The 17,835-nt window shown below is 63.3% G+C and carries 17 protein-coding genes and 1 tRNA gene; 9 read left to right on the top strand and 9 right to left on the bottom strand.

What is annotated here, in order from left to right:
- Nucleotides 1-10: 10 nt before the first annotated feature.
- The 3 genes from J7495_RS12485 to J7495_RS12475 all read right to left on the bottom strand — a co-directional run bounded on the left by J7495_RS12485 (nucleotide 11) and on the right by J7495_RS12475 (nucleotide 3,951).
- Nucleotides 11-2,470, bottom strand: coding sequence for a tetratricopeptide repeat protein (locus J7495_RS12485; RefSeq protein WP_294056846.1), 2,460 nt, complete (start codon nucleotides 2,468-2,470; stop codon nucleotides 11-13).
- Nucleotides 2,467-3,129 (bottom strand): hypothetical protein, encoded by a 663-nt coding sequence (locus J7495_RS12480; protein ID WP_294056845.1) that lies wholly within the window; start codon nucleotides 3,127-3,129, stop codon nucleotides 2,467-2,469. Before J7495_RS12480 ends, J7495_RS12485 begins: the two co-directional genes overlap by 4 nt.
- 621 nt (nucleotides 3,130-3,750) lie before the next feature.
- Nucleotides 3,751-3,951: an AlpA family phage regulatory protein gene (locus tag J7495_RS12475; RefSeq protein WP_294056844.1), complete on the bottom strand. Its 201-nt coding sequence runs from the start codon at nucleotides 3,949-3,951 to the stop codon at nucleotides 3,751-3,753.
- Nucleotides 3,952-4,426: 475 nt separating this feature from the next.
- On the opposite strand from J7495_RS12475, the gene J7495_RS12470 reads away from it, so the two are divergent.
- Nucleotides 4,427-4,657 carry a sigma factor-like helix-turn-helix DNA-binding protein gene (locus J7495_RS12470; protein ID WP_294056843.1) on the top strand — a complete coding sequence of 77 codons (231 nt, stop codon included), beginning with the start codon at nucleotides 4,427-4,429 and terminating at the stop codon, nucleotides 4,655-4,657.
- 63 nt (nucleotides 4,658-4,720) lie between these two features.
- A complete protein-coding gene (locus J7495_RS12465; RefSeq protein ID WP_294056978.1) occupies nucleotides 4,721-5,617 on the top strand; it encodes a HEPN domain-containing protein in 897 nt (298 codons plus the stop codon).
- Between the two features lie 306 nt (nucleotides 5,618-5,923).
- On the opposite strand, the gene J7495_RS12460 is transcribed toward J7495_RS12465, so the two are convergent.
- The 3 genes from J7495_RS12460 to J7495_RS12450 are packed head-to-tail and all read right to left on the bottom strand — an operon-like array spanning nucleotide 5,924 to nucleotide 9,215.
- Complete coding sequence (locus J7495_RS12460) at nucleotides 5,924-6,364, bottom strand: Mov34/MPN/PAD-1 family protein (protein WP_294056842.1); 441 nt, start codon at nucleotides 6,362-6,364, stop codon at nucleotides 5,924-5,926.
- A gap of 32 nt (nucleotides 6,365-6,396) precedes the next feature.
- Nucleotides 6,397-8,040, bottom strand: a complete 1,644-nt coding sequence (locus J7495_RS12455) for a ThiF family adenylyltransferase (protein WP_294056841.1) — start codon at nucleotides 8,038-8,040, stop codon at nucleotides 6,397-6,399.
- Nucleotides 8,037-9,215 carry a CBASS cGAMP synthase gene (locus J7495_RS12450; protein WP_294056840.1) on the bottom strand — a complete coding sequence of 393 codons (1,179 nt, stop codon included), beginning with the start codon at nucleotides 9,213-9,215 and terminating at the stop codon, nucleotides 8,037-8,039. The genes J7495_RS12455 and J7495_RS12450 overlap by 4 nt, the downstream gene beginning before the upstream one ends.
- Before the next feature lie 80 nt (nucleotides 9,216-9,295).
- Here J7495_RS12450 and J7495_RS12445 point away from each other — a divergent pair, with 80 nt between their 5' ends.
- Genes J7495_RS12445 through J7495_RS12435 form a run of 3 tightly spaced genes read left to right on the top strand, consistent with a single transcriptional unit; the run spans nucleotide 9,296 to nucleotide 11,111 of the window.
- Nucleotides 9,296-10,048 carry a hypothetical protein gene (locus tag J7495_RS12445; protein WP_294056839.1) on the top strand — a complete coding sequence of 251 codons (753 nt, stop codon included), beginning with the start codon at nucleotides 9,296-9,298 and terminating at the stop codon, nucleotides 10,046-10,048.
- On the top strand, nucleotides 10,045-10,509 hold the full coding sequence (locus J7495_RS12440; protein ID WP_294056838.1) for a hypothetical protein: 465 nt from the start codon (nucleotides 10,045-10,047) through the stop codon (nucleotides 10,507-10,509). The genes J7495_RS12445 and J7495_RS12440 overlap by 4 nt, the downstream gene beginning before the upstream one ends.
- Nucleotides 10,506-11,111, top strand: a complete 606-nt coding sequence (locus tag J7495_RS12435; RefSeq protein WP_294056837.1) for a hypothetical protein — start codon at nucleotides 10,506-10,508, stop codon at nucleotides 11,109-11,111. Before J7495_RS12440 ends, J7495_RS12435 begins: the two co-directional genes overlap by 4 nt.
- A 247-nt stretch (nucleotides 11,112-11,358) precedes the next feature.
- Here J7495_RS12435 and J7495_RS12430 read toward each other — a convergent pair.
- Nucleotides 11,359-11,433, bottom strand: a tRNA-Glu gene (locus J7495_RS12430).
- A 120-nt stretch (nucleotides 11,434-11,553) separates the two neighbouring features.
- Nucleotides 11,554-13,239, bottom strand: coding sequence for an MFS transporter (locus tag J7495_RS12425; protein ID WP_294056836.1), 1,686 nt, complete (start codon nucleotides 13,237-13,239; stop codon nucleotides 11,554-11,556).
- 106 nt (nucleotides 13,240-13,345) lie between these two features.
- Here J7495_RS12425 and J7495_RS12420 point away from each other — a divergent pair, with 106 nt between their 5' ends.
- Genes J7495_RS12420 through J7495_RS12410 form a run of 3 tightly spaced genes read left to right on the top strand, consistent with a single transcriptional unit; the run spans nucleotide 13,346 to nucleotide 15,837 of the window.
- Nucleotides 13,346-13,612 carry a DUF6356 family protein gene (locus J7495_RS12420; protein WP_294056835.1) on the top strand — a complete coding sequence of 89 codons (267 nt, stop codon included), beginning with the start codon at nucleotides 13,346-13,348 and terminating at the stop codon, nucleotides 13,610-13,612.
- A 10-nt stretch (nucleotides 13,613-13,622) separates the two neighbouring features.
- Nucleotides 13,623-14,969, top strand: coding sequence for an FAD/NAD(P)-binding protein (locus J7495_RS12415; protein WP_294056833.1), 1,347 nt, complete (start codon nucleotides 13,623-13,625; stop codon nucleotides 14,967-14,969).
- Between the two features lie 4 nt (nucleotides 14,970-14,973).
- On the top strand, nucleotides 14,974-15,837 hold the full coding sequence (locus tag J7495_RS12410) for a hypothetical protein (protein WP_294056832.1): 864 nt from the start codon (nucleotides 14,974-14,976) through the stop codon (nucleotides 15,835-15,837).
- A gap of 143 nt (nucleotides 15,838-15,980) precedes the next feature.
- On the opposite strand, the gene J7495_RS12405 is transcribed toward J7495_RS12410, so the two are convergent.
- Complete coding sequence (locus J7495_RS12405) at nucleotides 15,981-16,583, bottom strand: TetR/AcrR family transcriptional regulator (protein WP_294056831.1); 603 nt, start codon at nucleotides 16,581-16,583, stop codon at nucleotides 15,981-15,983.
- 141 nt (nucleotides 16,584-16,724) lie between these two features.
- On the opposite strand from J7495_RS12405, the gene hppD reads away from it, so the two are divergent.
- On the top strand, nucleotides 16,725-17,828 hold the full coding sequence (gene hppD, locus J7495_RS12400) for a 4-hydroxyphenylpyruvate dioxygenase (RefSeq protein ID WP_294056830.1): 1,104 nt from the start codon (nucleotides 16,725-16,727) through the stop codon (nucleotides 17,826-17,828).
- Nucleotides 17,829-17,835 lie beyond the last annotated feature (7 nt).

Here is a 17,835-nt window from a genome sequence, read left to right as displayed (position 1 = left end):
GCGCCGCCAACTACGCAGCGAGAAGTAAATTGTCGGCAATCTGGCGACCAATCCAGGCTTTGGAACGACGTGGGCGGCCTTCCACTATGCCATAGGTCTTTGCGATTTCGTCGCGAATTATTTCCAGGTTTGTCGGCAAATTTCGAGTCAACGCGCCATAAGCGATCTTGGCGCTGCTCCGCCGAGTCATGGCCGCGATTTGGAAGTCGATTACGTTGCCAATATCTCGCTCAGCTATATGCTCGATACGAGGCGCCTGACGCGCTCTTCCCATACGGGCCGATTGACCGGCGAGAGCACAGGCAAAGAGGCGGCGCTCGACTGCGAATGGGCAATGATCTTTGGCCCAATTAAGACGTTCCCAAGAGGCCTGTCTGTCACCTAGCCGTTCAATTAACGACGCGAACAGCAGAAATCCCCGCCACTCGTCCTTCGTTTGAGGATTATCGTTTTCGACAAGGCTGCGCGCGTCGGAAGTCTTCCCTTCAACAATGAGGACACTGGCTAGCCCATTGCGAGAACGTACATCTGTCTCGTCAGAGGACACCAGTTCCCGATATATCCTAGCCGAGAGATCGTTCTGTCCAAGCCGCCTTAACATGTCGGCTCGTACACGCTGGAGCTGACGATTATATGGAAAGCGCGCCGCAGCGGCCTCGGCAAACTGGAGCGCCCGGTCGTACCGTCCCTCTCGCCTGAAAGCGGATGTGCGCGCAATCAGCAGCCGAGCATGCTTCGGAAATTTCTCGATGCCCGCTTGAAGGATTTTGCGAGCTAGTGCGTGACGCCCGAGTTCGCTGGCAGTTTCCGCAAACTTCACGATAGCTTTGGGACTTCCTGGAAATCGCTCTGCAGTCCGTCGCGCATACATCGCCGCCTGATTGAGCTCACCTAGCGCCCGCAATGTATCGATAAGGCCTATATGGCCGCTGATATCTCGTGGATATCGGTTCGCAATGTCGGAATATCGGCGCCGCGCCTCATCGAGCCTTCCTATCCGGAGACAAATATCCGCTAGGCCGTTCACCGAAGGAAGCTTGTCGGCCGATAAGGTCGCTGCTTCCTGGAACTGTGTCCAAGCTTCCTCGAAACGCCCGCGCTGGGTGAGCGTGGTGGCCAAGGCAATCCTAGGTAACGGCTCAAATGGAAACTTTGAGATAGCGCCGCGAAGTTCTTCGATCGCACCGTCGATATCTCCGAGATCGGTTCGGGCAGTCGCTATGCCAACGAGCGAGTGAACTCCCTCGGGGGAACCTTCGCTGAGATCGCATGCTTCCTGATAAAGCTTTAGCTCCTCGTCAAACCTCCCCAACATTCGCATGGCCCGCGCGCGTCCATTTATTGCGTAAACGCGTTCCCCCAGTTCGTAGCCACGTCCGAACTCCTCGAGCGCTTCCTCGATACGATCGGCTTGGAGCAGCGCGTCTGCAAATTGAGTGCGCGCCCTAGCATCGTCCGGCTGAATTTCGGCGGCTTCGTATGCCCATTCGAGCTCGAGCTCGAAAGCATCCATTTCCCGCGCCCGCTGGCTTAGACGAGTGAGCGATTTGGCCAAGTAACTCGGGCCCGCCGTAGCAAGCTGCTGTTGAACTAGGTCACGCGCAAAACGGCGCGCGTTATCGTAATCGCCGTCAGCCACACGATCTAGGATCGCGGCCTGCTGTTCCAGGGCGTTACGTAGTCTCTGATGACCGCCTGGCCCTCCGCCGAAGTCTACAACATCCTTGTCATAGTCATCGGTTAAATCAGCGAGATCCGGCCGCATCGGGGGAAGATTAGAAACCGTCCGACCGAAACTCGACGTCCAAGCCGCCACGATCCTGCGCGCATCCGGCAACCCGGCGAGCCTCTCATGCAAATCGAATATTGCTGGATCGTCAAGGATGCCGTCTCGGCTCAAAATTACGAGCGAACGAAAGGCGCCGGCTGCAACCGCCCTTTCCCGATATGCAGCCTTTTCGTCCGTGCCGCCGAACAGACTGTCAGGAAGCGCCTCAAAGCTATTAAACACCTGACCGATGATTTGCTGCCGCTCCTTAAGGTTGGAGAGCAGTTCACCGAGTCTGGGTAGTGCGTCCGAAAGACTGGTTGCGCGGCCGAGGTCGGCTTCTGGCGGTAACTCATGCTGATAGAACTGCGATTCTAGATGCGAAATCACATAGTCGCGGGCGAGCAGATCTTCCAAAACTGCCGCCACTTTTTCTAGACCCTCAGTGACTTCGTTAGGATCCAAAAGCAGCACGGCAAACCGAAGAGCCCTGTCCTTCGCCCATTCGATCTCAAGCCGCCGCTCGACCTCGCCGATCGTCTTTACGTCAACTTCTATGGTGTCGGCAGTCCTGCCCAAGGCGCGGACCACGTCCATTTCCTTGACGTTGAACACCGTAGGGTTGCCGCGATAACTCAGCTGCCATCCCTTCGCCCGCCTAACGGCGAAAGCTGCGGCCCGTCCGGAGATACGCGCCTTCATGTAGCGTTTTCCTGGTAGCTGATTCCGAAGTGGTTGAGGCGTCCCTTCATTCTATCCCATAATAGCTTGTCCAGATCATCCTGTGGAACTTCGGCCATGATATGCTCGAACGCTCGGGGGTGCACGTCACCATAGATATGCACCTCTATGAAATCGGAAAAGCCATCCGGAGCGTCGGTTTTTTCGAGCAGCAGGTCGGCGAATTCCGAATCGGCTGTCTCCGGATCAATCTTGGGCTGTAGCTTCGCCATCGCAAGCTTGTTCCGTTCGTCCCATACCGAGCGATACCCATACGGCACAGGCTTGTTCCGTCCGGGAGGGTGGTCCTCGTTGAACTTGACGGGATTCTCCTCGAACAACGTTGCTCGGTTGCTGATCATCTCGGTTCTAAGAGTGATTGCGAAGGGCCCATAATGGGGTACGCCCTGACCGTCGAGGGTCAACGCGCCGAAGTGAAGCTTGTCGTAGAAGTGCGGATTGATCCGGCTGTCGTTCGCGTCGCGGTTTGGATCAAACTCGTTGTTTTGCGGGACGCGCAGGCCGGCTCTGACGGCGGGGAAGTAAGCCTGCATTAGCTTGCCGTCCCCTTTAAGCATGTCATCCAAGTCACCTTGGGTGCGACTCACCACCGCTTTGGACCCGGTGACCGCCAGCCCCAAAGCTTCAAGCCGCTCAAGGCTCCCTCTCGCGGCTGCAGAAATACGCGCGTCTGCGAGACGTCGCTCGAGCGCAGCCCGTTCTTCCGGTCGTCCGGCGTAGCGAACGTTTGGGAAGCCGGCGCTTCGACCACAGACTACGCAGTTGAGCGCGGGAATGGGTATGTCATTGCCGCAAGTACACTTGGGCAGTGGAGCGATTTGCTGCACGTTAGCGGTCATGAAAGTGCGTAGTGTGAGCTTAGGGGCGTCACCCGCTTTGAATCACGAACAACGATCATGAGCTTGCCGGACGCCAGGGTGCGATCCGCGCTCTCTCCTTCACATCGACTTGAGCGCCAACGATGCGACCGTACTTATTGCCCGTCATTATACCCCCCCCCGCTTAACGATAGACATACTGCTCTTTCATTCGCAAGGGTGGTCGAAGGCCAATGTTGTTGTTCGTACACCATGGGCCTGAAGTGCCTCTCAACAGCTAAGACGCGGAGTCATCAGAGGCGAAGCTGCCGAGCGGTCGTGGCGCCTCGATTCAATTCGGCGTCGCGGGTGGGGCACAGCCTTCGCTATTAACGCGGTTGCTCGGAAACCATTGGCCACACGAGAGACCGGCAGACTACTCTGTCACCGTTTCTCGCAATAGTACTTCGGATTACGCAGCCACTCGTTAATCGCAGACTCTCGCCACGCCGCGCAACGGGTGCTGATTGGCACTTGTTTGGGAAAGCTGCCGTCCTGCATTTTTCGGTACAGGGTTGAGCGGCTCAGGCCGGTCCGGTCGAGGACTGTGTTGAGGCGAAGCATCCTGTCGAAGGGTTCGGTCATGGTTGGGCCTCTGGTCAAAGCCTGGGCGTCGCTTGTCGCTATCGGTTCCGCAAGCGATCTCCGGGCCTATCGAAGTCCCGGATAGGAAAACAGATTGTGGCGTAACTCCGAGGCGAGCGGACATGTCCCTCGGCGTCTAGCGCTATCGCTCTATCGTGCTCTACGGCGCGTAGCGCCGCCGAGTCGCTGCGCGCCTCGGCCCATTCGGGTGACGATCACTGACGCTTAGCCGGATCTTCGATCCGGCATGCGGACATCGCTGCGCGATGGCGCTCGTCGCGGCCTCGGCCAAGGGGGTGGGCGTCGCTACCCTCTAGTCCTGCCACGACGTGCCGCAACCCGGGCGATGCCCGGGTCCTTCGCTGCGCTGCGGCCCTGCGGGTGCGGCCCGTCTCCATCGGCAGGACTGCCGGTCCGCTCCTTGCCGCCCACCCCCTTTTCCGGGGCCGGTGTGGTTGAAGGAAGGAGGAAGGAAATGCGGTGGAAGTTCTGGCGCCGCGCCAAGCCAGTCGATCCGGTCCTGGCGCGGATGGAGCATGCGCTGCGAGGCATGGATGCCGTCACTCGCGAGGTGTTCCTGCTGCACCGGCTGGACGGCCTGGGCTATCCCGAGATCGCCGAGCGGCTGGGGATCAGCGTGGGCGAAGTTCAGGAGCATATCGCGCGGGCGATGTCCGGGCTGGTCCGCGCGAGCTCCGGCGATTGAACAGACGCGGACGCGATAGGCCTTGCCTTCGCGTCCGCGCATGCCACAGATTCCGACACGATGTTGCGAACTTCTCTCGATCACCTTCCCGCATCCCGGCAGCGTGAACTCGCCCATGTCGTGCGTGTGCTGTTTGAGGAGTTCGAGGCCGCGCACGCACTGGGGACCAAGGCGTGGAAGAAGGCCGGGCGCATCTTCAAGATCGTGCTCTACGGCTCGTTCGCGCGCGGTGACTGGGTGGACGATCCGATCGGCGGCTATCAGTCCGATTACGACATCCTCATCGTCGTCAACGATGAGCGGTTGACCGAGTTTGAATTCTGGTCGGCCGCCGAGGACCGGTTGATGCGCGATACGACGATCAACCAGGCGTTGAGCGCCCCGGTCAATTTCATCGTCCACTCCCTGACCGATGTGAACGCCCAGCTCGAGAAGGGGCGGCCCTTCTTCAAGGACATCGTCGCCCAAGGGATCGCGCTGTACGAGGCTGAGGGTTTTCCGTTCGCGCAGCCGCGTGACCTGCCGCCTGAGGAGGCGAGGGCCGAGGCTCAGAAGTATTTCGACGAATGGTTCGATAGCGCCGGTGGCTTCGCTCGTAACGCCGGCTACGCGATCAATGACGGCGATCGAAATCTGGCGGCCTTCCTGCTCCATCAGGCAAGCGAGCGCTTCTACCATTGCGTCCTGCTCGTCCTGACCCTCTACAGCCCCAAGTCCCACAAGCTGAACTTCCTTCGCTCGCATGCGGAGGAGGTTGCACCGGAACTGATCGCGGCGTGGCCCCGCGCGGACAAGTTTAGCCGGCGTTGTTTCGAGTTGCTGCGGCAAGCTTATGTGAACGCCCGCTACTCCCCGCACTATCAAATCCGTGACGATGAGCTGCGCTGGCTCGCTGAGCGTGTAGCGGCACTTCAGGCGCTGGTCCGCGAGGTTTGCGAGCGCCGTTTGGCCGCGGACTGAACGGCTTTTACCCTCCCGACATGTCTCTGCCGCTTGTTGCCTGGAGTACGATCGGATTGACGGCAAGATAAAAGCGCCGCCGTCGGTCGGGCCGCATGTGGTTGAGAAAATTAGATGATTAGCGCAGTCGCCCAAAAGAGGCTGCCGTCTCCACGACCGAATTTTCTTGGGATTTCAACGTCTGAGGCGCTGGCAAGCCGACCTAATGCACGCGGGGCTACCACGCCGGGTACGACCGCTTTGCGCCCCAGTTCGGTAGTTCAGCCCTACCACTCGGCGATCCCAAAAGGCGACATCTTGTTGCTACTAAGCTGGTGCGAAGCCGATTCCGGCCGGGGAGCGTTCTCGTTCGGCAAATACGGTCGGCTGCGTGCAGCCGGGCTGCATCACGCCGATCCAGGACGCTTGATAGCCAAGGATCAGAAAGAGCATTGGCGCGTGGCGCCGGTCAGTGATTCGACGCCAGCTGTGCAGATCAATGCTCGAGGGGGTGGGAATCGCTTGCGGATGCGAGTGCCACTCGCCCAGCCAGTCGACGACGTGGCGAGACTGCAGCCAACGCTTGCGAGCGATTTCGCTATGCCCCGCCCGTCCCCGCCGGAAAGCGAAGCGCGAACCCCGGTCTCCGATCATCGGCAGGGTGGCGTCCACAACATGAAAGTGCGCGCCGCGCCGGCTCCCAAGCAGAATGCCACCACGCTCCTCGTGGCCGCCAAGATGCGCAACATCCGCAATCAGTGACGCCATAACCGCTTCCTCGAAAAGGATCAGCGACGCACTCACCCGCTACAGGCTGCGCATTGGGCCAGTGGAGTCGGTGACACCCAGGCAAGCCGGTCCCGGCCATGCACAGGGTCGACGATCGTGGTGCGCAGCCGATGGCCAGGCTCGCCGCCCGCCCAATCGACCGCCGCGCGCACGGCCAGTGCCGCCGCTGCGACCGGGGCATCGGACGGAAAGGGGACATAACCACCTTCGCCGCAGTGCGCCGGCGCCCGGCGCACCTCCGCATCCGGATCTCGCATCGGATTGTATCGCCATTGCCCTCCAAAGCCGGCACGCAGGCAGCGATAACAGGCGAGTTCGTCGCCTAGGTTCAGGAAGGACTGGCCGGCAACGCCGTTGCCGAAAACCCACGCGTGGAGCAGGGCCAGTTGCTGGCCGTCCCGTCTCGCCCTCAAATAGAGGTCATTCAGAGCAGTGGACACATTGGCGTCGCCGGTTGCATCGATGACCAGGTCGCATCGCGCCAGAGCGTCCCAATCGGCGAGCGCGTTACCTTGACGATAGGTGACATCGACATCGGGATGAAAGCCCTGCACGAACGCCGCGAGCGCTTCGGCCTTCGGCCTGGCAAGATCGCCGAAACCGAGCACATGGCGCCCCAGATTCCCCGGCTTGAGGGTATCGGGATCGTAAAGCGTAAGGGGGGCATCGCAGCCCGCGCCGTTCTGGACGAGAAGGTGCGCCAGATAGCCGCCGATCGTGCCGCACCCGATCAAGGCGACCCGCTTTCCGATCAGGCCGGTGCGTCCATCCAGATTGCGGCCAACGCAAAAGCGCAAATCCGCTTCCGTTGCCGATTCATGTTTGAGCATGACTTCCTTGGTTCTCGAGGCAAGCGTTGCCCGCAGGAAATTCGGGCGAAAGCCCTTGGGCTTGGCATGGATGAGCGCGAGCGTCCCCTCCAGCCTGGATCGCCAGCCGACGATGGCATTGGGGGCTGCTAAAAGAATGTCCTCGAGCCGTGCGGAGGCATCGAGGACCGCTGCCCGCCAGCCGGGCGGCGGATTCTCCTGGCCCGCGATATAGGCAATGGCTTGGTCGAGCCGTTCCGGCGGAAAGCCATCGGCGTGACGAAGCGGCCGGTCGAAAACGAGCACGGTGGCCTGCTCGCGTGTATTCCCCTTGGCTTGCCAGGCACCCCGCGCCACCAGCACAAGCCCCAACGGTTTTCCTGTCCCCAGCTTGACGATATCGGCGGCGACAATCGCGGGCGAGCTCGGCAGCGATAGCGCCGAATAGAAATAGCGGCCGCGCCAATAGGCCGCGAGCTCATTGTCGAATTCATGGCTCGACCTGGCGCCGAAGGATCGCTCCAGTGCCTTTGCTGCTTCGTCGAGGACGCGAAGGGCGGCGCCGCCCGGATCATAGAGGTCGAGCACCAGTCCGCCTTCGTCGGTGTAGCAGATGCCGCCCCCGACCAGCAGGTGGGCGATCTGCCGGTCACCGAGTGCGGCGCCTTCGACGAGACGGACGACGGGCAAGGTCGCGAAGCTCGGGTCGGAGAACGCTGCCTCGACGGTCACCGTCTTGCCATGGACCTTGATAGGGCCCTGATAGGTGGCAGGCGGGCCTATATAGGTGAACCCCTTGGCGGTGAGGGTCGCATGGATCGTCCAGATCGGATCGGGCGCGTTCATCCGGAGGTGGAGGCGCTCACCGCAGGAGAAGCAACCTTCGCCGGACGCTCCGCCGCCACCGTGGCTGCGATGGTCGGCATCATCTCCACAGCGTCGGGACGATAGGGGATGCGGGTGCCGAGCGCACGTCTAAGGCTCTCAACCACTAGCGTTGCGTCATGCGTGCCCTTCAACGCCGAGTGCAGGTCCGCTGCCAACGCCTCGGCGCTGCCGATGACCGCATCACGGTCCTCCGGGGACCAATCGTTGAGAATGATGCGCTGCCCGGGGAAGACCGGGTTGAGCAGCTCGCCGCGCAGGATCCCGGGCAGGCGCTGAGCCACCTCGTAGAGAAGATGATCATCTGGAAGTGCCCGGTGCCCGCCGTTCAGCATACCGAGTGCCTTCTCGATAGCGACCATGAGCGTGATGGAAGTCAGGCAGGGCTTCGCCCAGCGCTGGTCGCGCCAGCCCTTGAGATAGCGGCACACCCGCCGGAAGTCCGGGCCATAGCGCGTAACGCATGCCTCAACCCAATCCTTCATGCGCAGAGGATCGGACTGGGTCCAGGTCCCGTCGCGATAGGCCAGCATGATCTTGTCAGAGGGCAGGCGCTCATAGCGTTCGCCCGAACGCTTCGCGAGCGCGGTATCCTGCGCCTGGAATGCGATCGCCTCGGTCACTCGCCGAGGCGCCGAATAGATCGGCAGATCGATGTGGGCATCGCGCGCGATCTGGACGCGGACGCAGCAATCCTTCTCGGGCATGTACCAGCCACGCGCCTTGCAAAGTGGCCCCAGCGCTTCTTCGATGAACTGGTAAAGCGCTTCGGCGACCAGCGCAGGCTCGCCGCTATCGAGATACTCGACGTTGAAGTAGACCCCATCGTCCAGGTCGATTTGCTGGGGCGGCAGGTGCCAGGGCTCGACCAGCAGATCATAGTCCACCGATCCTTGCGTCTTGAACTTGGGTACGATCGACGGCCGCTGGCTTGCCGCAACCGTCACGAACCGGCCGCGCCAGAAACGGCCTTCGAGCGGGATCTTGCGGGCCGCTTCGCGCAGCGTCTGGCGAATCTCCCGCTGCGCGCTCCTGAGCGCGGCCTCGCGGTCGTCCTCGACCAGCAAGGCTTCATGATAGCTCTGGAAGCGCGAAGCGCCGACGAACAATGCGCTTGTACGCGCGAGAAACCCCATATCTTGCCTCCCCGACCGCTACGCGGCTTCAGTGGTGCTTGTTGCTCCTCCCCCCTGAATGACGTAGGCTCGTTCATCATATGTTCAAGATGCTCCCCCCTACTTTTTTGGCAGTGCCGGTCGCCTGGCTGGCGATTTTCCTGTTGATAGGTTTGAACGCTGTTTCTCCCAGCCTGAAGGCAATCGGGCTGTCGCCGACCAACAGCTGGGTAGTGCTCGTCATTCAGGGCGTGGTAGCGCTTTTCTTCCTGACCCCCGCCTGGAAGCTGCTTTGGAAGCTCGTGCCGCCGCTCAACCGCTGGTTCTATCCGGATTTGTCGGGCGAGTGGATCGTCGAGCTCGAGTCCAATTTCTCGCGGATCGAGGCGATCCTTGACGCTGCAATGGATTCCACGGTCACACTCGACATGCGCCTGTGCCCGTCTGATGTTCTGCCGCCCCTCCAGACCAGCCGGTTACGGGCGAAGATCACGCAAGGGTGGGTCAGCATGGACATGGAGGTCTGGAACCCGGACGGCGACGGGCCGATCAAGCAGTCGGACACGATCGTCGTCGAGCCGTTCCGCGGCCGGCAGGGCAAGCACGGCCTCGCCTATATTTTCGAGCAACAGAACGAGACCGATACACCGAGCGATACCAACTGCTTCAAAGGTGCTGCCTGGATCGTGCGTGACCGAGAAGATCCCAATGTGCTGCATGGACGCATGTGGAACGATCGCATGTGGCGGCGCGGCATGAATACGGCGGCCAATGTCCGCCTCACTCGCGTGACGCCCTGGCGGTCCTTCTGGGAGAGGCCGATCAATGGGGATAAGAGCCTGGAAACAGCATGAACACGCAGCCCCCCCCTGTCGGCTTGGTCGGCGCGCTCGCCGGACTGCTCGCGGACGTGGCGAGCCGGGCCGGCGATGGGTTTTCCGGGATCGGCCTGATCATTTGCGACGCGCCGGAGCGCCTGCCTATCCTGCCGCTGCGCGACAGCACGCCCCAACTGGCCACCGGCGACCAGCTCGGCGGCTTCCTGGCAGCGATATCGCAACAGGCTGGCCCCTATCATGACGGTTTCCACGTCCTATCGAGTGCATTGAATCCGCTTGCCATCGCGCAATATTTCTCGCCGCCGATCGTGCGGGGCATCGTGCTGGACCGCAGCCGGCATTTTGGCGGGCGTTATGTCGCTGCCCTGTTCGGTTCGGCATTGCCGGGGGTGCGCGCGACCGGGATTGCCAGCCGAGACTTCGGCATAGCGATCTTCGAGCGCGGCCACGAGATCTGGTTCGGATCCACGCGGTGATCGGCCTTTTGCCCGTCCGTATCGTAATCTGCTGGATCGCGGTGATCTATGCTAGCCTGGCCTTGCTGTTATTCGCGGCGCTGGTCAGCTTTGGCGGCAAGGAAATAGGGCTGTGGCCGGCGGCAACCTTCGCGTTCGGGGGATCGAGCTTTTTGCAGCTCATCCTCTTCTTTTGGTTCACCGTTGGATGGCGATGGTTCTGGCGCCGCATACCCAAGCTCAATGCATGGCTCTATCCGGATATACATGGCCAATGGGATATGGAGATTGCGCTGGGCGGCGCGCAGGGCCAGGGGCGCAAGATCGCGGCCAAAGCGATCGTTAAACAGGATTTCCTGAAGGTTAGCATGACGGTGATCGCGCCAGGCTCACGATCCGTAACGCTTTCCACGGCGCCGAAAAAGGATCCGGAGTCGGGATTGCCGCAACTACACTATATATTCCTGGTCACCACCAACCCGGGACCCGGCGCAGCGAGTAAGAGCTACAGAGGCGCGGCAATTCTCGATCTAGATCCGACGTTGCAAGACGAAATAACGGGTATCTATTGGACTTCAGCGGAGACCAGCGGGACCTACCGCCTCTCTAATCGAAGAGACTGAGTTCGACTGGTCCATCATCGGGGACCAATGTCCGTTTCACGCGATTTACCGCTGAAACCGATCTTTCAGTTTGCGGCCCGAAAGCAGTCGATATGTATATCCAGCTTTCGGGAAGAGAATCGCAACGCGGTCCAATGGCATGTCAGTTCATGTCACTGAAGCTGCCAAAAAATGTGGGACCAACAGTGGGGACGACTTTATTCAAATCGTCCCAAACGGCGGATTTCCGCCATTTTCCACTTGACGTTGGTGACCCCTACGGGAATCGAACCCGTGTTTCAGCCGTGAAAGGGCCGCGTCCTAACCGCTAGACGAAGGGGCCAATGCCGAAGCGTGGAGCCGCCCGTTAGGGAAAGCCGCGGGGCGGGTCAAGCGTCGAGATGATCGATCGTTCGCGCTCCCCGCCGCGTCCCGGTGCTTGCCGGAACGCGGCGGGGAAACCTCAATCGTCGATATTCCATTTCCGCGTCTCTGGCAGGAACAGCAGCCCGATCACCGCCGTCGCCGCGGCGATCACCACGGGGTACCAGAGCCCGAAATAGATATCTCCGCTTGCCGCCACCATCGCGAAGGCCGTCGCCGGCAGGAAACCGCCGAACCAGCCGTTGCCGATGTGATAGGGCAAGGACATCGAGGTGTAGCGGATCCGGCTCGGGAAGAGCTCGACCAGCATTGCCGCGATCGGGCCGTAGACCATCGTCACCAGCAGCACGAGCGCGACCAGGATCGCGATCACCCGCGGCCGGTCGATCCGCGCCGGGTCGGCCTTGGCGGGATAGCCGGCGGCGGAAAGCGCGCCCTTCATCTCGCCCTCGAACAGCCCGATCAGTTCCTTGCGGTGCGCCGGGTCCTCGAGCGCGAAGCTGTCGGGCGGGAGGATCTGCTTGCCGCCGACTTCGACCGTCACCGAATCCTTGGGGGCGGCCGCGCTCGCCGCCTGCTCGAGGCGAGTATAGGGCACGCCCGCCTTTGCAAGGAACGCGCGCGCCACGTCGCATCCGGTGGTGTCGAACTTGTTCTTGCCGACGGGGTCGAACAGGAAGGAGCAGCTCGCCTCGGTGGTGATCACCTTCACCGGGGCCCTCGCCTGCGCCTCGGCCAGCGCCGGGTTCGCCGCCTGGGTCAGCATCGCGAACAGCGGGAAATAGGCCACCGCCGCCAGCGCGCAGCCGGTGAGGATGATCGGCTTGCGCCCGATCCGATCCGACAGCCAGCCGAAGAAGATGAAGAAGGGCGTGCCGATCGCCAGCGCCGTCGCGATCAGCGTCCAGGTCGTCGCATTGTCGACCTTGAGCTGCTTCTCGAGGAAAAACATCGCCTGGAACTGGCCGGTGTACCAGACCACCGCCTGGCCCGCGACCGCGCCGAACAGCGCGATCAGGACATATTTGAAATTGCCCCAGCGCAGGAACGCCTCGGTGAGCGGCGCCTTCGACGTGGCCCCCTGCGCCTTCATCCGCTGGTAGACCGGGCTCTCGTTGAGCTGGAGGCGGATCCACAGCGACACCAGCAGCAGCACCGCCGAGGCGAGGAAGGGCACGCGCCAGCCCCAGCTGTCGAACGCAGCCTGGCCGATCGCGCTGCGCGTGCCGATCACCACCAGCAGCGACGCGAACAGGCCCAGCGTCGCGGTGGTCTGGATCCAGGCGGTGTAGAGCCCGCGCTTGTGGTTCGGCGCATGCTCCGCGACATAGGTCGCCGCGCCGCCATATTGCCCGCCGAGCGCGAGGCCCTGGAGCACGCGGAGGCTCACCAGCGCGATCGGCGCCGCCACGCCCACCGACGCGAAGCTCGGCAGCAGGCCCACCGCGAAGGTGGAGAGGCCCATGATGCTCATCGTCACCAGGAAGGTGTATTTGCGCCCGACGAGGTCGCCGATCCGCCCGAAGACAAGCGCGCCGAACGGCCGCACCGCGAACCCCGCGGCGAAGGCGGCGAGCGCGAAGATGAACCCCGTCGTCTCGTTCACCCCCGAGAAGAACTGCGTCGAGATCGTCGTCGCGAGCAGGCCGTAGAGATAGAAATCATACCATTCGAACACCGTCCCCAGCGAGGAAGCGGCGATCACCATCTTCTCGTTGGTGGTGGCGCGATGATGCGTGGGCTGCTCGTCGGCGGCCGTGGCCATGGGTCCCCTCCCCTGTGTTCTTGTTACCGCTCACAAAACCACGCCCGAGCCGCTTTGCCAAGCCAGAGCCGTTGCGGCGCTGCAACATGCTGGGTAGGAAGGGCGCATGATCGAGCGCTATTTCCTCGCCCATCCCCGGAGCGTCGGCGAAAGCTATGCCGAGCATGCCCATACCGCCGCGCGCTTCGGCGCGATCATGGTGGTCGGGGGGCTCGCCTGCATCGTCCATGCCGTCCTGCCCACGGTCTTCATGCGCACCGCGAGCGATCGGGTGAAGCAGCTCTACGGCGAGATGCTCGCGCGCCAGCCGGCCTTCACCGAGCGCAAGCCGGCCTATGAAGAGCCCGAGTGGCAGCTCGAATACGAAATCTGACAGGCCAGCGATGATCAACCACGTCGCGATCGTGGGCGCGGGCTTCTCCGGCACGCTCCAGGCGATCAACCTCCTCCGCCACCAGGGCCCGCGCGCGACGCTGATCGAGCGCGGATCGCAGCCCGGCATCGGCCTCGCCTATGGCGCCGCGCACCCGAGCCATGTCCTCAACGTGCGCGCCGGCAACATGAGCGCCTTCCCCGACGATCCCGGCCATTTCGTCCGCTGGCTCGAGGGGCGCGGGATGGTCGACGCGGCCAAGGCCTTCGTGCCGCGGCTGGTCTACGGCGAATATCTCCGCGAGCTGCTCCAGGCGGCGCTCCGCAACTCGGGCGACCGGCTGACGCTGGTGCAAGGCGAAGTCCGCGATCTCCACACCAATGGCGGCGTCACGCTCGACCTCGGCGACCGCACGCTCCACGCCGACGCCGCGGTGCTCGCGGTGGGCAATCTCCCGCCGCACGACCCGCCCGGGCTCGACGCCGCGATGCTCGCATCGCCGCGCTACAAGGGCGATCCCTGGGCGCCCGACGTCTCGCAAGGTCTCGGCGACGACGATACGGTGCTGATCATCGGCACCGGCCTCACCATGGTCGACGTCGCGCTGATGCTCGAGGCGCGGGGCTTCCGGGGCAGGATGGTCGCGCTCTCGCGCCGCGGGCTGCTCCCGCGGATGCACGAGCCCGCGACCGAGTGGAAGAAGCTCGAGGAACGTCCCGCCACCGTCGCATCCGAACTCGTCCGCAACCTGCGCCGCCGCGCCGAGACGATCGGCTGGCGCAACGCCGTCGACGAGTTCCGCCCCTTCACCCAGGCGATGTGGGGCAACGCCACCGAGGCCGAGCGCGCGCGCTTCCTGCGGCACCTGCGCCCCTGGTGGGACGTCCACCGCCACCGCCTCGCGCCCGAGGTGTTCAACCGGCTCCAGCGGCTGATCGACTCAGGCCAGCTCAGCGTGATCGCCGGCAAGACTTTGGGCTTCACCGAGCGCGACGCCGACATCCGGCTGAACTGGCGCCCGCGCGGTGCCGCTGCGGCCGAGACGATGGCGGTCCAGCGCATCGTCAACTGCACCGGCCCCCAGGGCGACTTGATGCGCACCACCGAGCCGCTGCTCCGCCGCCTCGCCGAGCGCGGGATGCTGCGGCCCGACGCGGCGCATCTCGGCATCGATGTCGACAACCAGGCGCAGACGATCGCGGCGGACGGCCGGATCAATCCCGAGCTCTATGCACTTGGGCCGATGACCCGCGGCGCCTTCTGGGAGATCGTCGCGGTGCCCGACATCCGCACCCAGACCTGGAGCCTCGCCCGCCGGCTCTCGAACGCGCATTGGGTGGGCGGCGAAGGACTATAGGACGATGAAGCGAGCCGCACCGTTCCTGGCCCTGGCGATCGCTGCCTGTTCCTCGGGTCCGGACCAGGGCAAGGGCTCGACCTCGAAGCCGGCGCAATCGGGCGCGGGCTATGCGCTGCGCTCCAACGTCACCGGCGCCAGCCTGGTACGGCTGGCCGAACTGCCCAGCGTCAAGCCGCTTCCGGCGGACCAGAGCTGGTGCGATGAGCGCTTCATCGCGCCCAAGTCCGCCGCCGGCAAGCTCGCCTCCGGGAAGGGCTGGCACGTGACGCAGGAAGCGACTTTCCGCCAGTTCCAGGTGGTGCTCGTCGTCCGCGGGCTCGAAGCGATGACCAGCGGCCGCTGCAAGGGCATCGACGCCAACCTCGCCTTCTTCGAGGGCGACAGGCTGGTCGGCGTGCTCTTCGCCAAGGGCAAGGACGGGGTCGCGATCGACTCGGTCGAGCAGGTGGGCGACCATCTGCGCGTCTGGAGCCCCGATCCGGTGGCGCAGGGCCAGGTGAACCTCAGCGGCGCCAACCTCAGCTTCGACCGCGTCACTGGCGACGACCTGGTGTGCGGCGGCAAGTACCGCGTGCCTACCGCGATCCTCAGCCAGACCTATCCCGAGGCCCGCCGCACGCTGGCGGCCGCGGGCTGGTCGCCGCTGCCGAGCAAGGCGGAGGTCGACTTCGGCGGGGACTTGCGCAAGCGCTTCCCCGAAACCGACAGCTGCGCCGGCACCGGCTATGGCGAATGCGGCTTCACCTGGATCGCGGCGGATCGCCTCGCCGCGATGTCGATCACCACGCTCGGCGGCCCCGACGAGCCGACCATGAGCGGCTATTCGGTGGCGTGCGGCGGGAAGGCGCCGGAGCGTGGATCCTAGGCCGCGCTTTCAACCGTCATCCCATCGAATCGTCATCCCGGAGAAAGCCGGGACCCAGGGCCACGAGCGACGTCCTCTGCAACCCTGGTTCCCGGCTTTCGCCGGGATGACGGTGGGGTTCGGTCAAACTCGATCCGAGCTTCCTACAGCTCCAGCCCTTTGGCGAGCAGCGCCATGTGTCGGCGCGTGAGCATTCGCGCGCCGATATAGGGCGGCCCCTCGGTCGCCCAGAGCGACATCAGCCCGAGCAGCATCGTGCGAAACGACAGCACCAGCTCGCGGATCGGCGTCGAGCGCCGCATGCCGGGCCGCGCCATCACGCGCTCGAACAGCGCCTCGAGCACATCGTCCAATTCAGCGTCGAACTCGGCGAGCTCGAAGGACGGTTGTTCCGACAGGAAGCGCTGCGCCAGCGCGATCCGCACGAAGCCGGCATAGGGCGGCTTCTCCTCGAGCAGGCTCCACGCCGCAGCGTCCAGTGCCTCGGCGACGCTCATCCCCGGCCGGGGCAGCGCCGCGATCCGGTCGAGCGCCAGCCGGTCGAGCGCGACCAGATAGGCGACGACGATGTCCTCCTTGGCCGCGAAATAATTGTAGACCGTGCCCTTCCCCACGTCCGCCGCGGTGGCGATCTCGTCGACCGTCACGGCGTCCACACCCCTGAGCGAAAAGAGATCGCACGCCGAATCGAGGATCCGCGTGCGCGTGCCGGCGCGTTTGCGCTCGCGGAGGCCGACCGACGTCATGACTGACTATGGTCATATTTTGTCGGACTTGTCCACAATGGAACGGAACGATTGTCCGACCGAACAATCCGTCCCAACTTCTGCTCCGGCAACCTAGTATCATTTGACACTATATGCCGATTTCCGCTATCGGCGCGCCTCATGACCGACAGCGCCACGCTCGCCCGCCCCGCCGCCAACCCCCTGGGTCTGAACGGCTTCGAGTTCGTCGAATTCACGTCGCCCGATCCCGAGGCGATGGGAAAGCAGTTCGAGCAATTGGGCTTCGTGCCGACGCACCGGCATCCGACCAAGAACGTCACGCGCTACAAGCAGGGCCGCATCAACCTGATGCTCAACCGCGACGAGGCCGGCCGCGTCGCCAGCTTCCGCGGCGAGCATGGCGCCTCGGCGAGCGCGATGGCCTTCCGCGTCGCCGATCCCGCCAAGGCGATGGCCTGGGCGCTCGAGCACGGCGCCAAGCCCACCGACGAGGACGACACCGTCATCATGGGCATCGGCGGCAGCTACCTCTATTTCATCGAGGACGGTATCGACCTCTACGCCGACTGGGCCGAATTCCCAGGCTGGCGGGAAGCCGAGGCGGCGAACAACGTCGGGCTCGACCTGCTCGACCACCTCACTCACAATGTCCGCCGCGGCCAGATGCGGGTGTGGAGCGAATTCTACCGCACGCTCTTCAACTTCGAGGAGCAGAAGTATTTCGACATCAAGGGCCAGGCGACCGGCCTGTTCAGCCAGGCGATGATCGCGCCCGACAAGGCGATCCGCATCCCGCTGAACGAGAGCCAGGACGACAAGAGCCAGATCGAGGAATTCATCCGCGAATATAATGGCGAGGGCATCCAGCACCTCGCGCTGACCACGCCCGACATCTACGGCACGGTCGAGAAGCTCCGCGCCCGCGGCGTGAAGCTGCAGGACACGATCGAGACCTATTACGAGCTGGTCGACAAGCGCGTGCCCGGCCACGGCGAGGACCTCGCCCGGCTCAAGGCGAACCGCATCCTCATCGACGGCAACGTCGGCGAGGAAGGCATTCTTCTTCAAATCTTTACCGAAACGATGTTTGGTCCGATCTTCTTCGAGATCATCCAGCGCAAGGGGAACGAGGGCTTCGGCAACGGCAATTTCCAGGCGCTGTTCGAGAGCATCGAGCTGGACCAGATTCGCCGGGATGACGGTTTTGGGGCGAACGGCCCCACACGAGTTGGAGAGGGAGAGCCGGGCGAAGCACGCGAGTAGCTTGAAG

This window comes from Sphingomonas sp., from assembly GCF_017745215.1.
Taxonomy (GTDB): domain Bacteria; phylum Pseudomonadota; class Alphaproteobacteria; order Sphingomonadales; family Sphingomonadaceae; genus Sphingomonas.
Note: the sequence above shows the minus strand (reverse complement) of the source record. Positions and strands in the feature narration are given on the sequence as shown.